The sequence below is a fragment of the uncultured Xanthomonas sp. genome (assembly GCF_964278005.1).
In the GTDB taxonomy this organism is placed as follows: Bacteria; Pseudomonadota; Gammaproteobacteria; order Xanthomonadales; family Xanthomonadaceae; genus Xanthomonas_A; species Xanthomonas_A sontii.
In genome coordinates this window covers 1-24,018 of record NZ_CAXYKF010000005.1, presented here as the reverse complement: position 1 = coordinate 24,018, position 24,018 = coordinate 1, and the positions used below count along the sequence as shown (strand labels likewise).

Genomic DNA, 24,018 nt, shown 5'->3' with positions numbered 1-24,018 from the left:
GATGCCATCGCGGAGCGTTGCCAGGGTCTTTGCGGGAGCTTCTTCAGTCCCGACGGGACTTATCGACTTAGCCTCGGCCACGCTTTTTGTGGGAGGGACTTCAGTCCCGATGGGCTTTACCGGTGCGGCCTGGACCAGGCTGCATCGGCAGCCCGCTCGCACAGCGCGCGCCCCGCTTGTCGTAGGAGCGGCTTCAGCCGCGACAGGCTCCACCGACAAAGCCTGGACTATGGCTCTTGTGGGAGGGACTTCAGTCCCGACGGGCTTTACCGACGCTGCTTGGATCATGCGATCTCAGCAGCTCACACTAGCGGCACACACCGCCGCTCTTGTAGGAGCGGCTTCAGCCGCGACAGGCCTTACCGACTTCGCCTGGACCACGCTTTTTGTGGTAGGGACTTCAGTCCCGACGGGCTTTACTGGGAATGTTGGAAGGCAAAAGCAAAAGCTTTCGCCTGGCGGCGAGTCACTTTTCTTTGCTTGTGCAAAGAAAAGTAACCAAAAGAAAGCACACCCCACCTTCGCGCCCGCTGCGCGGGTCCGCTCCGCTAGCGGGATTTTCGGACGGGGCATCCTGCCCCGGCCGAAAACGGCGCACATCCTTGTGCGCCGCCCCCCTGCGGGGGGTTTGACCCGCCAGCTCCGCCGCTGCGGAGGGGACCCGGGAAGAGCAAAAGCTGAAGAGCAACAGCAACAGCAACAGCAAGATCAGCATCAGCAATACCAAGTTAATTCGTGGATCGACACCGTCGATGCAGTTGGTGTCACGACGCCCGACTTTGTTTCCTGCATCCAACACTCCTCTCCTTCCTTCGGGACTTCGGTCGCCGCTGAGCGCCGCCAAACATCCTGGAGCGCGCATTGAAACGCCGCGCATTCTGTCGGTTCGGTTTGCTGGCGCCGTTGGGCTTGGCGGCGATGCCGATGCTGCGCGCGGCGGCGCCGGCATCAGCGCCGGTGCCGGACGGGCGGCCGCACACATTCGGTTTCGCCCAGGGCCGCTTCACGCTGGACGGGCAACCCTGGCAGATCCGCAGTGGAGAACTGCATCCGCTGCGGATCGCGAAGGCGGATTGGTTGCATCGGATTCGCATGGCCAAGGCGATGGGGCTGAATACCATCGCGCTGTATCTGATGTGGAATGCGCTGGAAATGGCGCCTGGGCAGTTCGATCTGGACAGCGGCGAGCGCGATTTCGTCGGGTTCATCCGGCTGTGCCAGCAGGAGGGGCTGTGGGTGTATCTGCGCCCGGGTCCGTACGTGTGCGCGGAGTGGACGCTGGGCGGATTGCCGCCGTATCTGCTGCGCGAGGCGAACATCCGCCTGCGCGATCGCCACGATGCGCGCTACATGGCGGCGGTGCAGCGCTACATCGGGGCGATCGCGCCGCGCATCGCGCCGTTGATGGCCAGTGCCGGTGGGCCGGTGCTGATGCTGCAGATCGAGAACGAGTACTCGATGCACGGCAGCGACGTCGGCTATCTGCAGGCGCTGGCCGCGCTGTGGCGGGCGCACGGGGTCGAGGGGCCGTTCTCGCTGGCCGAAGGGCTCAAGGATCTGCGGCGGCGCCAGGCCATGTTGCCCGGCGCCGCGCTAGGCCTGGATGGTCCCGATCTGCACGATCTGCAGGCGGCCACGGCCTTTGCCGGGCAGGCGCCGGTGTGGGTGTCCGAGGGCTACCCCGGCTGGCTCACGCACTGGGGCGAGCCGAAGTTCGCGCGTCGCGACTATGCGCCGCTGCTGCGCCGCATCGCCGCCGCCGGCTATTCGTTCAATCTGTATGTCGTGCACGGTGGCACCAATTTCGGTCTCAGTGCCGGGGCCAATGCCGAGGACGACGGCTCGCAGTTCCAGCCGGCGCTGACCAGCTACGACTATGGCGCGCCCATCGACGAAGCCGGCCGTGCGACGCCGGCCTATTTCACGCTGCGCAAGATCATCGCCGCGCAAGCCGACACGCCACCGCCGCCGCTACCGGCCGCACCGCGGCGCGCGCACTTCGACGCGGTGCAGGCCAGGCCCGTGGCCGCGCTGTGGGACAACCTCGGCCCTGCGCTGCAGACCGACACCCCCATCGACAACCAGCGCCTGTTGGGCCAGGACCAGGGCCTGGTGCTGTATCGGCGCCGGATCGGCGCGGGCCGGGCGCTGCACCTGGGACAGGTCCACGACTACGCGGTGGTGCATCTGGACGGACGCGAACTCGACCACGTATCGCGGGTGCGGCATCCGCGCCTGCACAGCGCGTTGCACCTGCGCCTGCCCGATGCAGCGCAGGACACGCGCGAGCTGGAGGTGCTGGTCGACAGTTTCGGCCACATCAACTTCGGCCCGGCGCTGGGCGATCGCAAGGGCCTGCTCGGTCCGGTGCGGCTCGATGGGCAGGAGCTGCATGACTGGGAGGTGCGTGGGCTGGCGCTGGACACAGATCCGACGCCGTCGCTGCGCCCGCTGCAGGCACCGCCGCAGCGCCCGGGTCTGTTCTTCGCCACCGAGTTCACCCTCGACCAGCCCGGCGACGTGCACCTGGACATGCGCGATTGGCGCAAGGGCTATCTGTGGGTCAACGGGCGCCTGCTCGGGCGCTATTGGGACATCGGCCCGCAGCAGTGCCTGTACTGCCCCGGCGCCTGGCTCCGCGCCGGCGCCAACCAGGTGCTGATCCTCGATCTGCATCGCCTGCAGCCGGGCCTGGTGCGGTGCGCCGACGGTCGCGTCCCCACCCCTGCCACGCAGCCCGTCGCATCCCTTCCCTCCCCGCAGGATCGCGCATGCACATGACATCGCTCGCCGCACCCGTCGCGTCCTCCCCGTCCGCCGCGGACCAGGGCGCGCCGCCGCGCACGCTGGGGTTCTGGAGCGCGCTGTCGGCCAACCTGCTCAACATGATCGGGATCGGCCCGTTCATCACCATCCCGCTGGCGCTGTCGGCGCTGGCCGGGCCGGCGGTGCTGCTGGGCTGGGTGGTCGGCGCGCTGCTGTGCCTGTGCGACGGCCTGGTGTGGGCCGAACTCGGCTCGGCGATCCCGCGCTCGGGCGGGCCGTACCACTACCTGCGCGAGGCCTATGGCCGCGACCGCGCCGGGCGCCTGTTCGGCTTCCTGTACCTGTGGCAGACGCTGCTGACCGCACCGCTGTCGGTGGCCGCGGCGGCAGTCGGTTGCGCGCAGTACCTGGCCTACCTGATGCCCGGGCTGAGCCACACCGCGCTCACCGGCATCGCCATGGCGCTGTGCCTGTTCAACACCGCGCTGCTGTACCGGCAGGTGCGCTCGGTGCAGCTGCTGTCGCTGCTGGTCAGCGCGGTGGTGATCGCCGCCTGCCTGTGGATCGTGCTCAGCGGCGCGCTGCATTTCGACATGGCGCTGGCGCGCGAGTTCCTGCAGGCGCGGCCGGCCTCGCCGCACGGCTTCTGGCTGGGTTTCGGTGCGGTGGCGCTGATCGCGGTGTACGACTACGGCGGCTACAACAACGTGTGCATGCTCGGCGGCGAGATCCGCAAGCCGCGCCGCACGATTCCGCGTGCGGTGCTGTGGTCGATCCCGATCGTGGCGGTGCTGTACCTGGGCTTGAACGTGACCCTGCTCGGCGTGCTGCCGTGGCAACAGGCGGCGCAGTCCAAGGCGGTGGTGGCCGACTTCATGCAGGCCATCTACGGCCCGGTGGGCAGCACCGTGGCGGTGGCGCTGATCGTGCTCGCCAGTTGGGGTTCGGCGCTGGTGGTGCTGCTGGGCTATTCGCGGGTGCCGTATGCGGCGGCGGCCTCCGGCCAGTTCTTCGGCGTGTTCGCGCGGCTGCATCCGCGCGGCCGCTTCCCCACCGTGTCGCTGCTGTTCGTCGGCATCACCTCGGCGCTGGCCTGTCCGCTGTCGCTGGACGACCTGATCGCCACGCTGATGATCATCCAGATCCTGTTCCAGTTCCTGGCGCAATGCCTGGCGGTCGTGCTGCTGCGGCGGCAGCCGCGGCGCCGCGCCAGCTTCGCCATGCCGCTGTATCCGTGGCCGCTGCTGATCAGCGTCGGCGGCTGGCTGGCGCTGCTGGCCACCAGCCCGCTGCCGCGGCTGCTGGCGGCGGTGCTGGCGCTGTGCGCGGGCACCGCGCTCTATCTCATCCAGGCCAAACGCGAGGCAGCATGGCCCTTCCAGCAATGAAAACCCATGACGTCGCGGTGGTCGGCGAGGTCTATCTCGACCACATCTTCAGCGGCTTCAGCACCTGGCCCGGGCCGGGCGAGGAAGCGATGGCGCGGCACTACCATCGCGACCTCGGCGGCGGCACCGTCAACACCGCCTGCGGGCTGGCGCGGCTCGGACGCACGGTCACGCTGATCGGCGCGATCGGCGCCGGCGACCGCGACTGGTTCGCGCAGCGCCTGGGCGCGTTCGGCGTCGGCACCGAGGGCCTGGTCGACCACCCCGCCGGCACCGGCGTCACGGCCAGCGTGTCGCTGCACGACGACCGCTCGTTCTTCACCTATCCCGGCGCCAACGCCGCGCTGGAACCGCTGCTGCGCAGCGCGGCCGCGCTGCAGGCCATGTGCGCCGCGCGCCATGTGCACTTCGCCCTGCCGCTGCCCGCGACGCTGGCGCGCACGCTGCTGCCGGCATTGCGCGCGGCCGGTTGCAGCACCTCGCTGGACGTGGGCTTCAACCCGGCCTGGCTGGCCGATCCGGACAACCACGCCACCTGCCGCGCGGTCGATCACTTCCTGCCCAACCAGAAGGAGGCGGCACTGGCCGGTTGCGCGGGCGACGACGCCGCGTCCTGCGCCGCCTGGGCGCAGGCGCTGGGGCTGGCGCAGGTGACGATCAAACTCGGCGGCGCCGGCGCCTGCGTAGTGGATGCGGCCGGCGCGCGATTGGTTGCCGCGCCCGTCGTCGCCGTGCAGGACACCACCGGCGCCGGCGATGCCTTCGATGCCGGCTTCATCGATGCGCTGCTGGACCACCTTTCCCTCGACGCCTGCGTGCAGCGCGGCTGCCTGTGCGGCGCCGCCTGCTGCACCGCGCTCGGCGCGCTCGATGGCCTTCCCGATCCCCCACGTCTCAGGAGTCTCCATGAGCAGTTCCTTTCCCAACCGTAAGCTCGCCCTGATCGGCGGCGGCGGCGTGCGCGCGCCGCTGGTGGTGTACGGCGTCAACGATGCCGCCGAAGCGCTCGGCGCGCGCGAGATCGTGCTCTACGATCCCGACCAGGAGCGGCTGGCGCTGATGGTCGCGCTGGGCCGCGCGGTGGTCGCCGAGTTCGGCGGCGACCTGCAGGTCAACGCGGCCAGTTCGGCGGAAGCGGCGATCGACGGCGCGCACTTCGTGCTCAACAGCATCCGCATCGGCGGCATCCGCCAGCGCGCCACCGACGAGCACACCATCATCCGCCACGGCTACGCCGGGCAGGAGACCACCGGCCCCGGCGGCGTCGCCAAAGCGTTGCGCACGGTGCCGGTGGCGATCGAGCAGGCACGCATGGTGGAGCGGCTCAGCCCCGACGCCTGGCTGGTCAGCTTCACCAACCCGGCCGGGCTGATCACCCAGGCCATCAGCCGCCACACCCGCGCGCGCGTGGTCGGCATCTGCGACACGCCGGTGGAGCTGTTCCACAACATCGCCCGCGCGCTCGGCGAGCCGCCGGCGGACGTGGACTGCGAGTACGTCGGCCTCAACCACCTGGGCTGGATCCGCGCGGTGCGCGTGCGCGGCGAGGACGTGCTCGACCGCATCCTGGCCGACGACGCGATCCTGCGCCAGCTGTACCTGGCGCCGCTGTTCGACTTCGACATGCTGCGCACGCTGCGGCTGATCCCCACCGAGTACCTGTACTTCTACTACGAGCGCAGTCGCGCCCTGGAGAACCAGCGCGCCAGCGGCGCCAGCCGCGGCAGCGAGATCGAACGGCTCAACCACACCCTGATCGCCGACCTGCGCAGCCGCCTCAACGCCGGCGACGGCAGCGGCGCGGTGCAGACCTACGCCGCCTACCTGCAGCAGCGCTCCGGCTCGTACATGCGGCTGGAGGCCGAGGCCGGCTCGGCCTTCGCCGACGACCTCGCGCCGCAGCCGGACCCGTTCCGCGCCAGCACCGGCTACCACCGCATCGCCGTGGACGTGATGAGCGCGCTGACCGGCGCGCTGCCGGGGCGGCACGTGGTCAACGTGCGCAACCAGGGCTGCATGCCGGAACTGGCCGACGACGACATCGTCGAGATCTCCTCCACCATCGAGCGCGACCGCATCACCCCGCTGCCGGCGCGGCCGATGCCCGAGGCGATCCAGGGCCTGGTGCGCACGGTCAAGGCCTACGAACACGCCGCCATCGACGCCGCGCTCAGCGGCAGCCACCTGGACGCCTGCAAGGCGATGCTGATCCACCCGGCCATCGGCGAGTGGAGCCCGTCGCGGCGACTGCTGGAGGCCTTGTTCGGCCATGCCGGCAACGGCGACGACGACGGCGAGTGCGTGTGCTCGGGACCGATGCACTGGCACGGCGCGCATCACCACCACTGAGCCGGCCGGTTGTGCGGTCGCAGGATGCAACGGACGGCCACACGTTGTAAGGTCGTCGCAAATTGGTCCGTCATAGGTACCATCAACCTGCCCTTCCGGCCGCGGCCGGCGCCTCCCCGGCGCCGGCCCGTGCCGGGAGCGTTTGTCGATTCCACGGAGCGTTCCAGGCCATGCCCACCCGCCGCGACATCCTCCACTTCCTCGGCGCCAGCGCCGGCGCCGCGCTGCTGAGCGGGGCGCTGCCGGCTGCCGCCGCGGCATCGGCCTCCACCGCGCTGCCCAGCAAGCGGCCGCCGCCGGGCAAGCGCCGCTTCGTCAGCGCCGCGGTCGAGCGCCAGTTGCGCACGGTCAAGGCCGACATCGCCGATCCGCGCCTGGCCTGGCTGTTCGAGAACTGCTACCCCAACACCCTCGACACCACCGTCGAGACCGGCACCCGCAACGGCAAGCCGGACACCTTCGTCATCACCGGCGACATCGAGGCGATGTGGCTGCGCGACTCCTCCGCGCAGGTGCATCCCTACGTGCCGCTGGCCAAGCGCGACCCGGCGCTGCGGCGCATGTTCCATGGACTGATCCAGCGCCAGGCCGCCTGCATCCGCCTGGATCCCTACGCCAACGCCTTCCTGCCCGACGGCACCAGCCAGCGCCTGAAGTGGTCGGTGGCCGACATCACCGAGATGAAGCCCGGCGTCGGCGAGCGCAAATGGGAAGTGGATTCGCTGTGCTACCCGATCCGCCTGGCGCACGAGTACTGGCGCGCCAGCGGCGATACCGCGCCGTTCGACGACGACTGGCGCGACGCCATGCACGTGGTGGTGCGCACCTTCCGCGAGCAGCAGCGCCTGCACGGCCGTGGGCCGTACAGTTTTCAGCGGCCCTCGCCGCTGGCGACCGAAACGCTGGTGCTGGACGGCTACGGGCAGCCGACCCGCCCCAACGGCATGATCCACTCGATGTTCCGCCCGTCCGACGACGCCTGCCTGTACCCGCTGTTCGTCCCCGCCAACCTGTTCGCGGTGACCTCGCTGCGGCAACTGGCGACGATGAGCGAGGCGCTGCATCACGACGCCGCCTTCGCCGGCGAGTGCCGCGCCCTGGCCGACGAGGTCGAGACCGCCACCCGAAAGTTCGGGCAGATGCGCGACGCCGACGGTCAGCCGTTCTGGGCCTACGAAGTGGACGGCTACGGCAACCAGTTGTTCATCGACGACGCCAACGCGCCCGGCCTGCTGAGCCTGGCCTATCTGGGCTGCTGCGATCGCCGCGATCCCGTGTTCCTGCGCACCCGGCAACTGGCCTGGAGCGAGCGCAATCCCTATTTCTATCGCGGCCGCGCCGCCGACGGCGTGGGCAGCCCGCACAGCGGCCTGGGCACGATCTGGCCGATGTCGCTGATGCAGTACGCCCTCGCCAGCGACGACGACGCGCAGATCCGCCAGTGCCTGCAGTGGCTCAAGACCACCGACGCCGGCAGCGGCTTCATGCACGAAGCCTTCGACAAGGACAACCCGAGCACCTTCACCCGCGACTGGTTCGCCTGGGCCAACACCTTGTTCGGCGAGCTGATCATCGATCTGCATCAGCGCAAGCCGCAGTTGCTGAAGGCCTGACGCGATCACTGCATCTGTGGGAGGGACTTCAGTCCCGACGGGCCTGACCGACAACGCGTCGGGACGGAAGTGCCTCCCACAACAGCAAACACACCCCCACTGCACCGCCGCACACCCCGAGGACAGCACCATGGCCACACGACGCGGTTTCCTGCAGGGCGCCATCGCCCTGGCCCTGTTCGGCAGCAGCGGCATCGCGCGCCTGGCGCAGGCACGCGCCGGCAGCTACGCGCTGCCGGCCGATGCGCACGCCAAGGCCGAGCTCACCCGCAACGTCGACGTGTTCATCGGCACCGGCGGCCACGGCCACACCTTCCCCGGCGCCACGCTGCCGTTCGGCATGGTGCAACTGAGCCCGGACACCTACAACGCCGACTGGGACGCCTGCTCCGGCTACCACGCCGACGACGGCTCGATCATGGGCTTCTCGCACACCCACCTGTCCGGCACCGGCATCGGCGACATGCTCGATTTCCTGGTGGTGCCGGCCACCGGCCCGGTGAAGCTGCAGCCCGGCACGCGCGAGCACCCCGAGGCCGGCTACCGCTCGCGCTACGACCATGCCGACGAAGCCGCCTCGCCCGGCTATTACCGCGTGCGCCTGAAGGACAGCGGCGTGCATGCCGAACTCACCGCCACCGCGCGCGCCGGCCTGCACCGCTACCACTTCCCCAAGGGCAAGCCGGCGCACCTGCTGCTGGACCTGTGCCACGGCATGCAGGACAAGCCCGAGATCCCCGCCCGCGTCGAAGACGCCAGCCTGCGCCTGGTCGACGCGCAGACCGTCACCGGCGGCCGCCGCGTCTACCAATGGGCCAAGGGCCGCTACATCTACTTCGCCATGCGCCTGTCGCGGCCGTTCGCCAGCGCGCAACTGTATGCCGACGACCAGCCGCTGGCCGCGAGCGCGCGCAGCGCCGACGGCAACCGGCTGAAACTGGCCCTGCACTACCCCGATGCCGCCGACGCGCCGCTGCTGGTCAAGGTCGGCATCTCCGCGGTCAGCGCCGACAACGCCCTGGCCAACCTCGACGCGGAACTGCCCGACTTCGATTTCGCCCGCGTGCACGCCGCCGCCGTGGCGGCGTGGGAAAAGGAACTGGGCCGGGTGCGCATCGACAGCGACGACGAGGCGCAGCGCCGCATCTTCTACACCGCGCTGTACCACAGCCTGATCGCGCCGACCCTGTTCAGCGACACCGACGGCCGCTACCGCGGCATGGACCTGCAGGTGCACCAGGCGCCGGCCGGCTACCACAACTACAGCACCTACTCGCTATGGGACACCTACCGCGCCCTGCATCCCTTGCTGACCCTGGTGCAGCCCGAGCGCGTGCCCGACCTGGTGCAGTGCCTGGTGCGCGGTGCCCACGAATGCCCGCAGGGCGTCGCCATCTGGCCGCTGCAGGGCGTGGAGACCGACTGCATGATCGGCTACCACTCCGCCGTGGTGCTGGCCGAGGCGCATGCCAAGGGCTTCACCGGCATCGACTGGAAAGCCGCCTACCCGGCCTGGCGCAAGCGCGCGATGGACGACGACGTGCACGGCCTGGCGCTGTACCGGAAGATGGGCTACATCCCCTGCGACAAGGTCGACGAATCGGTCAGCCGCACCCTGGAATTCGCCTACGACGACTGGGCGGTGGCGCACCTGGCGCAGGCGGTGGGCGCCGACGACGACGCCAAACACCTGCGCGAACGCTCGCGCCAGTACCGCAACGTGTTCAACCGCGAGAGCCGCTTCGTGCAGCCGCGGCTGAGCGACGGCCAGTGGGCCACCCCGTTCGATCCGCGCGCGATGGGCCACAGCGCGCAGTGGCGCGACTTCACCGAGTCCAACGCCTGGCAGGCCACCTTCCTCAACCAGCACGACCTGTACGGCTACATGGACCTGTTCGGCGGCCGCGACCACTTCGTCGCCAAGCTCGACGAACTGTTCACCACCAGCTCCGAACTGCCGGCGGACGCACCGCCGGACATCGACGGCATGGTCGGCCAGTACGCGCACGGCAACGAACCCAGCCACCACGTCGCCTACCTCTACGCTTACGCCGGGCAGCCGTACAAGACCCAGGCGATGGTGCGGCGGCTGCTGCGCGAGCAGTACCACGACGCGCGCAACGGCCTGTCCGGCAACGAGGACTGCGGGCAGATGAGCGCCTGGTTCGTGCTCAGCGCACTGGGCCTGTACGCGGTGGACCCGGTCAGCGCCAACTACGTGCTGGGCAGCCCGCTGTTCAAGCGCGCCGAACTGGACGTGGGCAACGGCCGCACCCTGCGCATCGTCGCCCACGGCAACAGCCCGGCCAACGTCTACATCCAGAGCGCCCGCTGGAACGGCAAGCCCTACACCCGCAGCTGGCTGCGCCATGCCGACCTCGCCGCCGGCGGTACGCTGGAGCTGGAGATGGGGCCCAAGCCCAACACCGCGTTCGGTGCGGGCAAGGACGATCTGCCGCCATCGTTTAGCTGACGGCCGGGAATCGGGATTGGTGGTTCCCCACATCCGCGCCTGTGCGTGACCCGATGCACTACGGCGCGTGCTCCGGTCGTCCTACTGTCGCAATCGCATCGCTTTTTTCGAGAATCCCCCATGCCGCGTAAGACCCTCGCCGCTCTCGCTCTCGCCCTCGCCCTGGCGTTCGCCCTGCCCGCCACCCACGTGCGCGCGGCCGACAGCGGCACCGCCTGGCCCGCCTTCGCCACCCAGGGCGATCACTTCATCCGCGACGGCAAGCCGTACCAGGTCATCTCCGGCGCCATCCACTTCCAGCGCATCCCCCGCGCCTACTGGAAGGACCGCCTGCAGAAAGCGCGCGCGATGGGCCTGAACACGGTGGAGACCTACGTGTTCTGGAACCTGGTGGAACCGCGGCAGGGCCAGTTCGACTTCAGCGGCAACAACGACATCGCCGCCTTCGTCGACGAAGCCGCGGCGCAAGGCCTCAACGTGATCCTGCGCCCCGGCCCGTACGTGTGCGCCGAGTGGGAAGCCGGCGGCTACCCGGCGTGGCTGTTCGCCGAACCCGGCATGCGCGTGCGCAGCCAGGACCCGCGCTTCCTCGCCGCCAGCCAGGCCTACCTGGACGCCCTCGCCGCCCAGGTCAAGCCGCGGCTCAACGGCAACGGCGGCCCGATCATCGCCGTGCAGGTGGAGAACGAATACGGCTCCTACGGCGACGACCACGCCTACATGCGCCGCAACCGCGCCATGTTCGTGCAGGCCGGCTTCGACAAGGCCCTGCTGTTCACCGCCGACGGCCCCGACGTGCTCGCCAACGGCACCCTGCCCGACACCCTGGCCGTGGTGAACTTCGCCCCCGGCGACGCCAGGAACGCCTTCGAGACCCTGGCCAAGTTCCGCCCCGGGCAACCGCAGATGGTCGGCGAATACTGGGCCGGCTGGTTCGACCAGTGGGGCGAGAAGCACGCGGCCACCGATGCCGCCAAGCAGGCCAGCGAATTCGAATGGATCCTGCGCCAGGGCCACTCCGCGAACCTCTACATGTTCGTCGGCGGCACCAGCTTCGGCTTCATGAATGGCGCCAACTTCCAGAAGAACCCCAGCGACCACTACGCCCCGCAGACCACCAGCTACGACTACGACGCCGTACTCGACGAAGCCGGCCGCCCCACTCCCAAGTTCACCCTGTTCCGCGACGCCATCCAGCACGTCACCGGCATCGCCCCGCCGGCGTTGCCCAAGCCGATCCGTTTCGCCGAACTCCCCATCACACCGCTGCGCGAATCCGCCTCGCTGTGGGACAACCTGCCCGCCCCGGCCGCCACCACCGACACCCCGCAGCCGATGGAGCGCTACGGCCAGGCCTACGGCTACATCCTCTACCGCACCACCGTCACCGGCCCGCGCAAGGGCAGCCTGTACCTGGGCGACGTGCGCGACTACGCCCGCGTCTACGTCGACCGGAAGCTGGCCGGCAGCGCCGAGCGCCGCCTGCAGCAAGTGGCGGTGGACGTGGACATCCCCGCCGGCCCCCACACCCTCGACGTGCTGGTGGAGAACACCGGCCGCATCAACTACGGCGCGCACCTCCCCGACGGCCACGCCGGCCTGGTCGACCCCGTGCTGCTCGACGGCAAGCCCCTCACCGGCTGGCAGACCTTCCCCCTGCCGATGGACGACTCGAGCAAGCTCACCGGCTGGACCACCGCCAAGGTCGATGGCCCCGCCTTCCACCGCGGCACGGTGAAGATCGGCACGCCTGCCGATACGTTCCTGGACATGCAGGCCTTCGGCAAAGGCTTCGCCTGGGCCAACGGCCATAACCTGGGGAGGCACTGGAATATCGGGCCGCAGCGGGCGTTGTATTTTCCGGCGCCGTGGCAGCGGAAGGGCGGGAATAGCGTGATTGTGTTCGATTTGGATGGTGTGGCGGAGGCAAGCGTGCGAGGGGTTAAGGGGCAGGTTTGGAGTACGCCCAGTAACTGAGTTACTCGCGGAGCGCGCCGCCGGGTAAAGCTAGATGGCGCGGCATAAAAAAACTTGTCTACAAATTGAGGCCGCTGCGAGCAGCTTCCCCAAGCCCCGTGATCCTTTGCCGGATCGATGACGTGGACCGTGAAGCGGACGGCGCCGTCGAAAACCGACCGTCACCCCCGCGCAGGCGGGTGCCCGGCGCCTTCCCACAGCAAAGGCGCAAGACACTGCGCTCCCTCCCCCTGGTCATTCCCGCGAAAGCGGGAAGCGCTCCACAGCGGTCCGAAGGACCGATCATCCAAGGACTTTCGAATCGAACGCGGCGGCGCCCGTTCCCGCCTTCGAGAGCACCAATCGGATGTTCCGAAGACAACTTTGGCCTTGAGCAGGAACATTACGACGAAGAAGCCCCCTGAAACCCGCTGCGAATCAGCGCCGACCATGCAAGGCCAGTCAATCCAAGGCGAGCCCCCTGCCCCACCCCACCTGCCTCATGGATCAGTGCAAGCGCTCGCCGCCCACGGCCTGCGACACCCGCCCCACCGCATAGACCGCCCGCTCCTCGCGCACATCGCTTTTCGGCAATGGATGGCGCAGCGGCTGGCTTTCAATCTGCGTCAGCAGCGTACGCACTTCGGCCACCGCATCGAAGATCACGTCGCCCATTTCGGGCGGCGTCTTGCCGGCGCGCTTGGTCGCATCGCCGACCGCCACCACCCGCGCGTGGGCCGAGACAGTCTCGACCAGCAGGTTGAGCCGGTCGATCTGTTCCAGCGTGACCCGGAATCCACCGCCCGCTGCTTGCGTCACCTCGGCGATGGCATCGGACCGGGTAACACCCGTCTTGCCGGTACGTTGCGCTGGGTAGGACACCTCGTCCAGCACCAGGTCCACCTGATCGGCGAGCAGCTCCAGGCAGAATGCCAGTTCGCCCATGCGCACCTTCGGCTCGGCGGCACGCTCTTCGGCTTGCGTGCGCGGCTGCGCCATGCGGGCCAGGAACCTGACGTGGTCGCTCAGCCTCGCCAGCCGGAACTGGCTTTCCTCCGGCAGGAAATAGCCGGGCATGTCTTCGTCATCCAAACGGTCGTACGACATCGCTGCCTCCTCGTTCCATCGAAGTGACCCGTCCGCCGCGAACGGCGGACGGGAAGTCGGGAGGCTCGAAACCGCACACAGCCGGCGGGCGTATTCCCCTTGCGGGTGTTGTATTAGCCGCCCTCCCGACACAGGCATCGCGTCGGCTGCGCCCGCAAAGAAACATGCGGGCACAAAAAACCCACCGGTTTGTCGGAGGTGGGTACCGCTGTGTGCGGAGTTTCGAGGCTCCGTAAGGCGAGAATGCTACTGGCAACCAGCCACGTCAAGACGTCCTTACGCCAACGAACGGTTGATTGCCCGGACCTGCTCAAATGGATAAATAACGACAAAAACCATTCCTACGCCTGCCGATGGATGTAGCCAAATCGCGCGGCACGATCATCACCCTGCATCCAGGCCCGATACCCACAACACCCGGCGTGGCCTACTATTCGCATCACAAGATGCCATTGGCCGCCCTGCCCCTCAGTACGGATACGCGAGTGACTGTCGACAGCAACTTTTCCTTCCTGCAGGAACACGATCCGGTCTTCTTCAAACTGGCCTCGATGGCCGAGCAGGTCTTTGCCAGTGATCCCAACACCACGCTAATCAAGCTCCGGCAGTTCGCCGAAGCGCTTGCCCAGGATCTCGCGGGACGTGCCGGCATCATCCACGACCAACGGACAACCCAGGCAGACCTGATCTACCAGCTCGCGCGCGAGCTACGCCTGGACCGGCGGATCCAGGAGCTGTTCCACGTGCTGCGGGTCGAGGGCAACAAGGCGACCCACGGCTTCACCACGCAACACCGCGAAGCGATGGATGGCCTGAAGGTCGCCCGCGACCTGGCGGTCTGGTATCACCGAGCCTTCGGCAGGAACGCCGCCGAATTCAAGGCCGGTCCTTTCGTGCCCCCGAAGGATCCAGCCGCGCCGTTGCGCGAAGTGCAGGCCGAAGTCAGTCGCCTCAGAGCGGAGCTGGATACTGCCCGCCAGCGACATGACCAAAGCCAGGCGCTCGCCGAACTCAAGGACCGCGAAGCCAAGCTCAACGCCGATCTCGCCGAAGCGATGGATGTCGAAGCGCGTGAGCAGTCGGCGCTGGCAGTTCAACGTGAAAAGGAACTGCAACGGCTTCGCCAGGACTTCGAACAGCGCCTCGCCAACCTGCAACAGCCCGACACCGGCCGCCAGGCCGCCACCCAGCAGGTCGCCGGCGCCACCCAGCAGGCCAGCAACAACTTCGACCTCAGCGAAGACCTCACCCGCATCCTGATCGACCAACAGCTACGCGAGGCCGGCTGGGAAGCAGACTCGCTCGACCTCACCCACGCCAAGGGCATCCGCCCGGAAAAAGGTCGCAATCTCGCCATCGCCGAATGGCCCACCAGGGTGCCGCGCGCCAACGCCGACTATGTGCTGTTCGCCGGCCTCACCCCGGTCGCCATCGTCGAGGCCAAGCGCAAGCAGATCAACATCGCCGACCGGATTCCCCAGGCCGAGCGCTACGCGCGCGATTTCGTGATGCGTGGTGAGCTAGCCCCCGCCTACCCGGCCACCAGCTCGATCGCAGGCTGGGCCGATGGCCAGGGCGGCCATTTCCAGGTGCCGCTCGCATTCGCCTGCAATGGCCGTCCTTTCGTGAAACAGCTGGCCGAGCAATCGGGCATCTGGTTCCGCGACCTGCGCTCACCGGCCAACCTGCGGCGCCCGCTGCAGAAGTTCCACACGCCCGAGGACATCGCCGATCTGCTCACCCGCGATCGCGACCAGGCCGAGCGCAATCTCGCCAACGAAGGCATGGCCTACCTCAACCTGCGCGACTACCAGCAGCGCGCGATCGAGGCAGTGGAAGGCGCGCTGGCATCGGGCTCACGCAACTGCCTGCTGGCGATGGCGACCGGCACCGGCAAGACGCGCACGATGATTGGCCTGATCTACCGCTTGCTCAAGGCCGAGCGCTTCCACCGGATTCTGTTCCTGGTCGACCGCTCCGCGCTCGGCACCCAGGCCACCGAGACGATGCAGGACATGCAGCTGGAGCAGAACCAGACGCTGGCGCAGATCTACAACCTCGATGGCCTGGACGATACCCGCACCGCCGATGAGACCCGCGTGCAGGTCGCCACGGTGCAGGCGATGGTCCGGCGCATTTTCCAATCCGATGACCCGCCACCGATCGGCACCTTCGACTGCATCGTCGTCGACGAAGCCCACCGCGGTTACACGCTCGACCAGGAAATGACCGAAGGCGAGCTGGCCGTGCGCGACCACGCGCAATACCTGTCGCAATACCGCCGCGTGCTCGATTACTTCGATGCCTGCCGTATCGGCCTGACCGCCACGCCGGCCAAACACACCACCGAAATCTTCGGCAAGCCGATCTACACCTACAGCTACCGCGAAGCGGTAGCAGATGACTGGCTGATCGACCACGAGCCGCCCATCCGCTACATCACCGCGCTCGGCAAGAACGGCATCCACTTCGATCGCGGCGAGCGCGTCAGCGTCATCAACACGCAGACCGGCGAAGTCGATACCGCAGACCTGGAAGACGAGCTCGACTTCAATATCGAGTCGTTCAACCGGCGTGTCATCACCGCAGACTTCGATCGGGTCGTCTGCGAACAGCTCGCCATCGAACTGGACCCGGACGGCGAAGAAAAGACCCTGATCTTCTGCGTCAGCCAGCCCCACGCCGAACGCGTCAAGAACCAGCTGGACGAGGCATTCAAACAGGTCCATGGCGATTACTACAACCAGGCCAGCGTCGCGGTGATCACCGGCAAAAGCGACAAGGTCGACCAGCTGATTCGCAACTACAAGAACGAGCGTTACCCCAATATCGCCATCACCGTGGACCTGCTGACCACCGGCATCGATGTGCCGCGGATCGCCAACCTGGTGTTCATGCGCCGGGTCCGCTCGCGCATCCTCTACGAACAGATGAAAGGCCGCGCCACCCGCCGCTGCGACGATATCGGCAAGACCGTGTTCCGCATATTCGATCCGGTCGATCTGTACGCCGCGCTCGAAGACGTCGACACCATGCGCCCGCTGGTCAAGGACCCCAATATCAGCATCGAGCAGCTGGTCCACGAGCTCGGCCAGCAGCGCAGCTTCGATGCCCCCGGCAGCAACGGCGGCAGCCATGCCGACGACGCACTCGACCAGTTGAGCCAGCGCATCATGCGCGTGCTGCGCAAGGCCCAGCATCGCGCCGAGCAGCGCCCGAATCTGCGCGACAAGCTCAGCGAGCTGGAAACCTCCTGGGGCGTGGCGCCGGCCGTGCTGCACACCCACCTGCACAAGCTCGGCGCACGCAATGCCGCAAGCTTCCTCCGCGAACACCCGCGCCTGGTGGAGCAACTGGGCGAAGTGGGCGTGCTGCTGGGGACGGACCGCTATCCGGTCATTTCCGAACACACTGACACCCTGCTCGAACGCGCACAGAACTACGGCGTCAACGAAGCCCCGGCCGATTACCTGGACAGTTTCAACGCCTTCATCCGCGAGCAGATCAATCAGTCCGCCGCGCTCAGCGTCATCGTCAACCGCCCCCGCGACCTCACCCGCGCCCAGCTGCGTGAGGTACGCCTGCTGCTCGACCAGCACGGCTACAGCGAGGCCCACCTGCGCGGCGCGTGGCGCGACAGCACTCAGCAGGAGGTCGCCGCCAGCATCATCGGCTACATCCGCCGTGCCGCACTGGGCGAGGCATTGGTGCCGTTCGAGCAGCGTGTCGACAAGGCCATGCAGGGCATCTATGCCCAGCGCAGCTGGACGCCGGTGCAGCGGCGCTGGCTCAAGCGGCTGGCCCAGCAGCTGATACACGAGGTGGTGATGGACCGCGACACCGTACAACGCAACTTCAGCGGCGACGGCGGCGCCCTGCAGTTGGACCGCCTGCTCGATGGCCGGCTGGACCAGATCTTGGGCGATCTGGGCGAGCATCTGTGGGATCAGACCGGCTGAGTCGGTGGTTCACACTGGCATATGAGCCGATTAGTCGGGATAATCGGCTCATTCAAAGAGCCAATTAATCCAGCCAATCGGCTCACCAATGTCCAACCGAACAACCGAACCACGGCCCCGCTGGATCTGGCAGCAGCCCGACTGGCCTCGCTTCCACTGGCAGGCCGATGCCCTGGCGGCACTGTTGCGCGACTGCCAGCACGCCCACGGCCAGCTGCTCGGCATGGCCGGCGCGGTCGCCGGCGACCAGCAGGCCGCCGAAGCACTGGACACCCTGCTCTCCAACATCGTCACCTCCTCGGCCATCGAGGGCGAGCGGCTGGATGTCGGCTCGGTACGCTCCTCGCTGGCCCGCCATCTGGGCCTGGCCGAAGACAGCCCGCGCCGCACCACTGGCCGCAGCGAGGGGCTGGCCGCGCTGATGCTGGACGCCACCGGCCGCGCCGATGCCCCGCTGGACCTGCCCCGCCTGCTGCAATGGCACCGCTGGCTGTTTGCCGAACAGGACAGCCTGCTGCCCAGTCGCATCCGCATCGGCGCGCTGCGTGGCGATGCGCCGATGCAGGTCGTCTCCGGCCGGCTCGACCGCCCCACCGTCCACTTCGAAGCCCCGCCGCGCGACGGCCTGGACGCCCAGCTCGCCGCCTTCCTCGGCTGGTTCGCCAGCTCGCGCACCGACGCCACGCTGGACCCGCTGCTGCGCGCCGGCATCGCCCATCTGTGGTTCGTCACCCTGCACCCGTTCGACGACGGCAATGGCCGCCTCACTCGCTTACTCACCGATCTCGCCCTGGCCCAGGCGCAACCGCAGGCGATCCGCCTCCATGCACTGTCGGCCAGCATCCTCGCCGACCGCAGCGGCTACTACCGCAGCCTGGAAACCACCCAGAAAGGCGGTCTGGACATGACCCACTGGCTGCACTGGTTCCTCACCACCTTGCACGACAGCCTCGTGCAGGCCCTGCACCGTATCGACCGCGTGCTGGCCAAGGCGCGCTTCTGGCAGCTGCATTACGCCCAGCCGTTGTCGCCGGAACAGGTCAAGGTGCTCAACCGCCTGCTCGATGGCGGCGAGCGCGGTTTCGAACACGGCATCAGCGCCTCGCAGTACCAGGCCGTGGCCAAGGTCTCCAAGGCCACCGCCACCCGCCATCTGGCCGACCTGCTGGAAAAAGGCTGCCTGCGCCGCCTGCCCGGCAGCGGCCGCAGCACCCGCTACGCCATCAACACGCCGGCCTCCAGCATCGCGCTGCCGGCCCGCACCACTTCAGAACAAGGCAATACCCCATGACCCATAACGGCATCGTCCAGAAACTCTGGAACCTCTGCGACGTCCTACGCGACGACGGCATCAACTACAGCGACTACGTCACCGAGTTGGTGCTGCTGCTGTTCGTCAAGATGGAATACGAGCAGGTGCAGAACAATCCCAACTTCGAGCACAAGTTGCCTGAAGGCTGCCGCTGGCCGGATCTGAAAAGCAAGTCTGGCCGCAACCTGCTCAACCACTACCAGCAGATGCTTCTGGACTTAGGCAAGAGCAGCGATCCGATGATTGCGGCCATCTACGCCGACGCGCAGACCCGCCTCAAGGAGCCGCGTCATCTGGAAACGCTGGTCACCGCGCTCGACGGGCTGGACTGGTTTAGCGCGCGCCAGGACGGCCTGGGCGACCTTTACGAAGGCCTGCTGCAGAAAAACGCCAACGAGACCAAGTCCGGGGCTGGCCAGTACTTCACCCCACGTGCGCTGATCGATTCGATCATCCATTGCATCAAGCCGCAGCTTGGCGACGTCATCCAGGATCCCGCCGCGGGCACCGCGGGCTTCCTGATCGCCGCCGATGCCTACATCAAAGCGCAACACGACGATCTGTACGGTCCCGGGGTCACCGCCAAGAAGCGCAGTTTCCAGCGCGAAAAGGCCTTTGTCGGCATGGAGCTCGTCCCCGGGACACGCCGACTAGCGTTGATGAACTGCCTGCTGCACGGCATGAACGGCGAAGGCGCCGGTCCCATCCGCCTGGGCAACAGCCTCGGCACCGCAGGCAGGGACCTGCCACCGGCCAACATCATCCTGTCCAACCCGCCATTCGGCACCGCCAAGGGCGGTGGCGGACCCACCCGTGACGACCTCACCTACAAGACCAGCAACAAGCAGCTCGCCTTCTTGCAGCACATCTACCGTGGCCTGACGCCCGGTGGCCGCGCCGCCGTAGTGCTGCCGGACAACGTGCTGTTCGAGGCCGGCGTCGGTACCGAGATTCGCCGCGACCTGATGGACAAGTGCAACCTGCACACCCTGCTGCGCCTGCCCACCGGCATCTTCTACGCGCAAGGCGTCAAGACCAATGTGCTGTTCTTCCAAAAAGGCACCGCCTCCAGCCCGCGCCAGGACACCGGCTGCACCCAGGCCACTTGGGTCTACGACCTGCGCAGCAACATGCCCAGCTTCGGCAAGCGCACCCCCTTCGGGCCGACGCACCTCAAACCGTTCGAGGAGGCCTACGGCACCGACCCCAACGGCGCCAGCCCACGCACCGATGAAGGCGAGCAAGGCCGCTTCCGTTGCTTCACCCGCGCCCAGATCGCCGAGCGCGGCGACTCGCTGGATATCAGCTGGCTCAAGGACGCCGACAGCGTCGACGCCGACAGCCTGCCCGCGCCCGAAGTGCTGGCCGCCGAAGCGATGGCCGAACTCAGCGAGGCATTGCGCGAGCTCGACGCGCTGATGCAGGCGCTGGGCGCCGGTGATGAAGCGCTGGAGCAGAAGCGGCTACTGGCCGAGGTAATGGGGCTGGAAGTGAGCAGCGGCGAGGTGGATGGTGAGTGAGTTGCCGGCCGGGTGGGCATCTTGCCAACTAGGAGACCTGCTGGATCACATCCAAGCCGGCAAAAACGTCAAATGCGACGAGCGTCCCCCAGAAGGCGAAGAACCCGGCCTTGTCAAAATCAGCGCGGTCACATGGGGAAAATTCGACGAGTTAGAAAGCAAGACGTTACTGAGCGATGACGGACTTGAGGCGCGCAACAAAATCCAGCCGGGTGACCTGCTCATTTCGCGTGCAAACACCTTGGAGCTCGTCGGTGCACCAGTGATCGTGCATGCGATCACCAAGAACCTCTACCTGAGCGACAAAGTGCTTCGACTGGACATCGCCGAACCTCTTCGAGCGTGGGCGCTTACCTGCCTCAAGTCGAAATCCGGTCGAAGCCAGATCGAGGCGCTAGCCACCGGCAATCAGCTTTCGATGCGAAACATCTCGCAAGACGCACTGCGTTCGATCGAATTGCCATTGCCGCCGCTCGCAGAGCAAAAGCGCATCGCGCAGAAGCTGGATGCGCTGCTGGCCCAGGTCGACACCCTCAAGGCCCGCATCGACGCCATCCCCGCCCTCCTCAAGCGTTTCCGCATGTCAATTCTCACCGCAGCAACAAGCGGGACAACATTCGACGGCAGCAGCGTGATTACGAATCAAAGTGAAGCCAAAGGCTCAAGCTTCATGTTGAACGACGAGACATTCGATCTTCCGAAAGGGTGGAGCCACGCTCCAGTAGATTCTGTACTCCACTCAGCCCGGAGACTTTGCTACGGAGTAGTTCAACCCGGGTCCGAAGTTGAATCCGGCGTCGACATGATTCGTGTATGCGACATTGAAGATGGGACTATTGCTTGGAATGATCTGAGGAAGATTGCCAGCGAAGTAGATGATGAGTACCGCCGCTCTCGCGTGCAGAGAGGGGACATTCTGATGTCTATTGTCGGATCAATCGGGCGCGCAGCTATCGTCCGCGAAGATCGCCCAGTAAACATCGCCCGGGCAGTGGCGCGCCTCTCAGTGGATCAGTCTCAGCTGACGCCCGAATGGCTTTTCCTCTGGATTACCTCCCCGAAAGTTCAGTGGTGGCTAGCGAGTTCTTCAAGGGAAGTTGCCAGGAAGACTCTGAACCTTAAAGAGCTTTCCGAGCTTCCTGTTCCTTTGCCACCAAGGGAAGTGCAAGCCGAAATCGTCCTCCGCGTCGAACAGCTCTTCGCCTATGCCGACCAGCTGGAAACCAAGGTCGCCGCTGCCCAGCAGCGCATCGACGCGCTGACGCAGAGTCTGCTCGCCAAGGCGTTCCGCGGCGAACTGGTGCCACAGGACCCCACCGACGAACCTGCCCGCGCGCTGCTGGAACGCATCCGCGCCCAGCGCGCCGCCACGCCCAAACCGAAGCGCGGCCGCAAGGCGGCGACAAGCTGATCCGATCCATCCCATCCATCACAAGGAAGCGAGCCAATGACCACATTCGACAGCACCAAACTGCCATTGAAGGACCTGCTCAAGGACGTCGTCCAAGGCAAGATCCAGTTACCGGACTTCCAGCGCGGCTGGGTCTGGGATGACGAACATGTGCGCAGCCTGCTGGTCAGCCTGGGGCGCTCGTTCCCGGTGGGCGCAGTGATGCTGCTGGAAACCGGCGGCGAGGTGCGCTTCCAGGTCCGCCCGGTGGAGAACGTGCCGCTGGAAGGACTGGCCGCGCCGGAGAAGCTGATCCTCGACGGTCAGCAGCGTCTGACGACGCTGACCCAGGTGCTCAAGCTGTCCGGCCCGGTCAAGACCACCACCGACAAAGGCAAGCCGGTCGACCGCCACTACTACATCCACATCCCCACCGCCCTGGCCGGCCCGGACCGGCTGGACGAGGCCATCATCGCCACCGACGGCAGCCGCCAGCAGCGCAGCGATTTCGGCCGCAGGCTGGATCTGGACCTGTCCACGCGCGAGTTGGAATGCAAACAGCTGTACTTCCCATGCTCGGAGATCCTGGAGGCGATGGGCTGGCTGCAGGACCTGTTCAAGTTCAACGCCGCTGCGCAGGCGCAGTTCTTTGAGTTCAAAGAAAAGGTGCTCGATGCGTACAACGAGTACCAGATCCCGCTGATCGTGCTGAAGAAAGAAACCAGCAAGGAAGCAGTGTGCCTGGTGTTCGAGAAGGTCAATACCGGCGGCGTCCCGCTATCGGTGTTCGAGCTGGTGACCGCCAGCTACGCGGCCGATGGCTACAACCTGCGCGACGACTGGTACGGCAGCGAGCTGCGTAAGGTGTCCTCGCGCTACAAGCGGCTGGCCAAGGAACCCATCCTACGCGGGGTGGAGAACACCGACTTTCTGCAGGCGGTGACCATGCTGCACACGCTGGAAAAGCGCCGTGCCGATATCGAGGCCGGCAAGACCGGCAAGCAAGTGGCCCCGGTCAGCGCCAAGCGCGCATCGGTGCTGGAACTACCGTTGGATGCCTACAAGCGCTGGGCTGACCCCGTTGAACAAGGGTTCCTGCGTGCGGCCAAGTTCCTGCGCCAGGAATGCTTCACCGCGCCACGCGACCTGCCCTACCGTACCCAGCTGGCGCCGTTGGCGGCGGTGTTGGCACTGATCGGCGCCGACGAGCACTGGCGCGAACCGCGCATCCACCAGAAGCTGGCGCAGTGGTTCTGGTGCGGCGTGCTGGGCGAACTCTACGGCGGCGCGGTGGAGACCCGCATCGCAAATGACGTCGACGAGCTGCTGAGCTGGATCGAGCACGATGGCCAACCGCCGCGCACGATTGTGGACGCCACCTTCCAGGTCGACCGCCTCGCCTCGCTGACCTCGCGCCTGAGCGCCGCCTACAAGGGCATCAACGTGCTGGTACTGCGCGAAGGTGCGCAGGACCTGTTCTGGAAGTCGCGTATTCGCGACCTGGAGGCCGACGAGGTGGCATTGGACATCCACCACATCTTCCCGCGCGACTGGTGCGAGAAGCAGAACATCCCGCGCCGGCGCTACGACTCGATCATCAACAAAACGCCGATCTCCTACAAGGCAAACCGCATGATCGGCGGCTCCGCTCCCTCCAGCTATCTGGCCGCCCTGCAGGCCCACAAGCAAGTCCAGTTGGATAACAGCGGCATGGACGCGCTACTGGCCAGTCATCGCATTCCGGTGGACGCCCTACGCGCCGACGATTTCGACAGCTTCTGCGCTCAACGCCAGCAGAACCTGCTCGCGCTGATTGAAGCGGCAATGGGAAAGCGTGCGGCGCCCGCGGATATGGTGACCAACTGATAAGTCGGAACACTGACACCGAAGGCAGTTATCGAATGCCACCAGGTTATCGACTGTCACTCTGCAAAGAGCAGCGGGGCGACCAGCGCCTCGCTTTCATTTCGTCAGCCTGATGGCTCCAACACGACGCGTCACGCAAACGGATCCTGCAGCACCATCGTGTGATCCCGGTCCGGGCCGGTGGAGACGATGGAGATCGGGCAGCCGGCCAGTTCCTCCAGCGCACGCAGGTAGGCGCGGGCGGCGGGCGGCAGTTCGTCCCACACGGTGATGCCGTGGGTGTTCTCGCTCCAGCCCGGGAACTCCAGGTACACCGGGG

Annotated in this window: 15 protein-coding genes; 12 read left to right on the top strand and 3 right to left on the bottom strand. The window is 67.0% G+C overall.

Annotation, left to right across the window (positions count from 1 at the left end; genetic code table 11):
- Positions 1 to 466 precede the first annotated feature (466 nt).
- Entirely contained in the window at positions 467 to 796 is a 330-nt protein-coding gene (locus tag ACHWVH_RS02130; RefSeq protein ID WP_394686574.1) for a hypothetical protein, read from the bottom strand.
- Between the two features lie 65 nt (positions 797 to 861).
- On the opposite strand from ACHWVH_RS02130, the gene ACHWVH_RS02125 reads away from it, so the two are divergent.
- The 7 genes from ACHWVH_RS02125 to ACHWVH_RS02095 all read left to right on the top strand — a co-directional run bounded on the left by ACHWVH_RS02125 (position 862) and on the right by ACHWVH_RS02095 (position 12,566).
- Positions 862 to 2,781, top strand: a complete 1,920-nt coding sequence (locus tag ACHWVH_RS02125; protein ID WP_394686573.1) for a beta-galactosidase — start codon at positions 862 to 864, stop codon at positions 2,779 to 2,781.
- The gene (locus tag ACHWVH_RS02120; protein WP_267114478.1) at positions 2,778 to 4,154 is read left to right on the top strand and encodes an APC family permease; all 1,377 of its coding nucleotides are present in this window, start codon (positions 2,778 to 2,780) and stop codon (positions 4,152 to 4,154) included. The genes ACHWVH_RS02125 and ACHWVH_RS02120 overlap by 4 nt, the downstream gene beginning before the upstream one ends.
- Positions 4,151 to 5,086, top strand: coding sequence for a carbohydrate kinase family protein (locus ACHWVH_RS02115; protein WP_394686572.1), 936 nt, complete (start codon positions 4,151 to 4,153; stop codon positions 5,084 to 5,086). The genes ACHWVH_RS02120 and ACHWVH_RS02115 overlap by 4 nt, the downstream gene beginning before the upstream one ends.
- Positions 5,061 to 6,503, top strand: coding sequence for a 6-phospho-beta-glucosidase (locus ACHWVH_RS02110; protein WP_267118321.1), 1,443 nt, complete (start codon positions 5,061 to 5,063; stop codon positions 6,501 to 6,503). The genes ACHWVH_RS02115 and ACHWVH_RS02110 overlap by 26 nt, the downstream gene beginning before the upstream one ends.
- Positions 6,504 to 6,673: 170 nt before the next feature.
- Positions 6,674 to 8,116 carry a glycoside hydrolase family 125 protein gene (locus ACHWVH_RS02105; protein WP_394686571.1) on the top strand — a complete coding sequence of 481 codons (1,443 nt, stop codon included), beginning with the start codon at positions 6,674 to 6,676 and terminating at the stop codon, positions 8,114 to 8,116.
- Positions 8,117 to 8,246: 130 nt separating this feature from the next.
- Positions 8,247 to 10,589 carry a GH92 family glycosyl hydrolase gene (locus tag ACHWVH_RS02100; protein ID WP_394686570.1) on the top strand — a complete coding sequence of 781 codons (2,343 nt, stop codon included), beginning with the start codon at positions 8,247 to 8,249 and terminating at the stop codon, positions 10,587 to 10,589.
- Positions 10,590 to 10,709: 120 nt separating this feature from the next.
- Positions 10,710 to 12,566: a beta-galactosidase family protein gene (locus ACHWVH_RS02095; RefSeq protein ID WP_394686569.1), complete on the top strand. Its 1,857-nt coding sequence runs from the start codon at positions 10,710 to 10,712 to the stop codon at positions 12,564 to 12,566.
- A 486-nt stretch (positions 12,567 to 13,052) separates the two neighbouring features.
- Here the strand turns inward: ACHWVH_RS02095 and ACHWVH_RS02090 are convergent, their stop codons facing one another.
- Positions 13,053 to 13,652 carry an XAC0095 family protein gene (locus ACHWVH_RS02090; RefSeq protein ID WP_394686568.1) on the bottom strand — a complete coding sequence of 200 codons (600 nt, stop codon included), beginning with the start codon at positions 13,650 to 13,652 and terminating at the stop codon, positions 13,053 to 13,055.
- 485 nt (positions 13,653 to 14,137) lie between these two features.
- Between ACHWVH_RS02090 and hsdR the strand changes: the two genes are divergently transcribed.
- The 5 genes from hsdR (at position 14,138) to ACHWVH_RS02065 (ending at position 23,699) form a co-directional block, all read left to right on the top strand.
- Positions 14,138 to 17,611, top strand: coding sequence for a type I restriction-modification system endonuclease (hsdR, locus tag ACHWVH_RS02085; protein ID WP_394686594.1), 3,474 nt, complete (start codon positions 14,138 to 14,140; stop codon positions 17,609 to 17,611).
- 88 nt (positions 17,612 to 17,699) lie between these two features.
- Positions 17,700 to 18,902, top strand: a complete 1,203-nt coding sequence (locus tag ACHWVH_RS02080) for a Fic family protein (RefSeq protein WP_394686567.1) — start codon at positions 17,700 to 17,702, stop codon at positions 18,900 to 18,902.
- Positions 18,899 to 20,443 carry an N-6 DNA methylase gene (locus ACHWVH_RS02075; protein ID WP_295970018.1) on the top strand — a complete coding sequence of 515 codons (1,545 nt, stop codon included), beginning with the start codon at positions 18,899 to 18,901 and terminating at the stop codon, positions 20,441 to 20,443. The genes ACHWVH_RS02080 and ACHWVH_RS02075 overlap by 4 nt, the downstream gene beginning before the upstream one ends.
- Entirely contained in the window at positions 20,436 to 21,854 is a 1,419-nt protein-coding gene (locus ACHWVH_RS02070; RefSeq protein ID WP_394686566.1) for a restriction endonuclease subunit S, read from the top strand. The genes ACHWVH_RS02075 and ACHWVH_RS02070 overlap by 8 nt, the downstream gene beginning before the upstream one ends.
- A 36-nt stretch (positions 21,855 to 21,890) precedes the next feature.
- Positions 21,891 to 23,699, top strand: a complete 1,809-nt coding sequence (locus ACHWVH_RS02065) for a DUF262 domain-containing protein (RefSeq protein WP_394686565.1) — start codon at positions 21,891 to 21,893, stop codon at positions 23,697 to 23,699.
- Positions 23,700 to 23,830: 131 nt separating this feature from the next.
- Here ACHWVH_RS02065 and ACHWVH_RS02060 read toward each other — a convergent pair.
- Positions 23,831 to 24,018 (bottom strand): adenylosuccinate synthetase (locus ACHWVH_RS02060; RefSeq protein WP_394686564.1); only part of this gene is annotated, 188 nt, incomplete at its 5' end.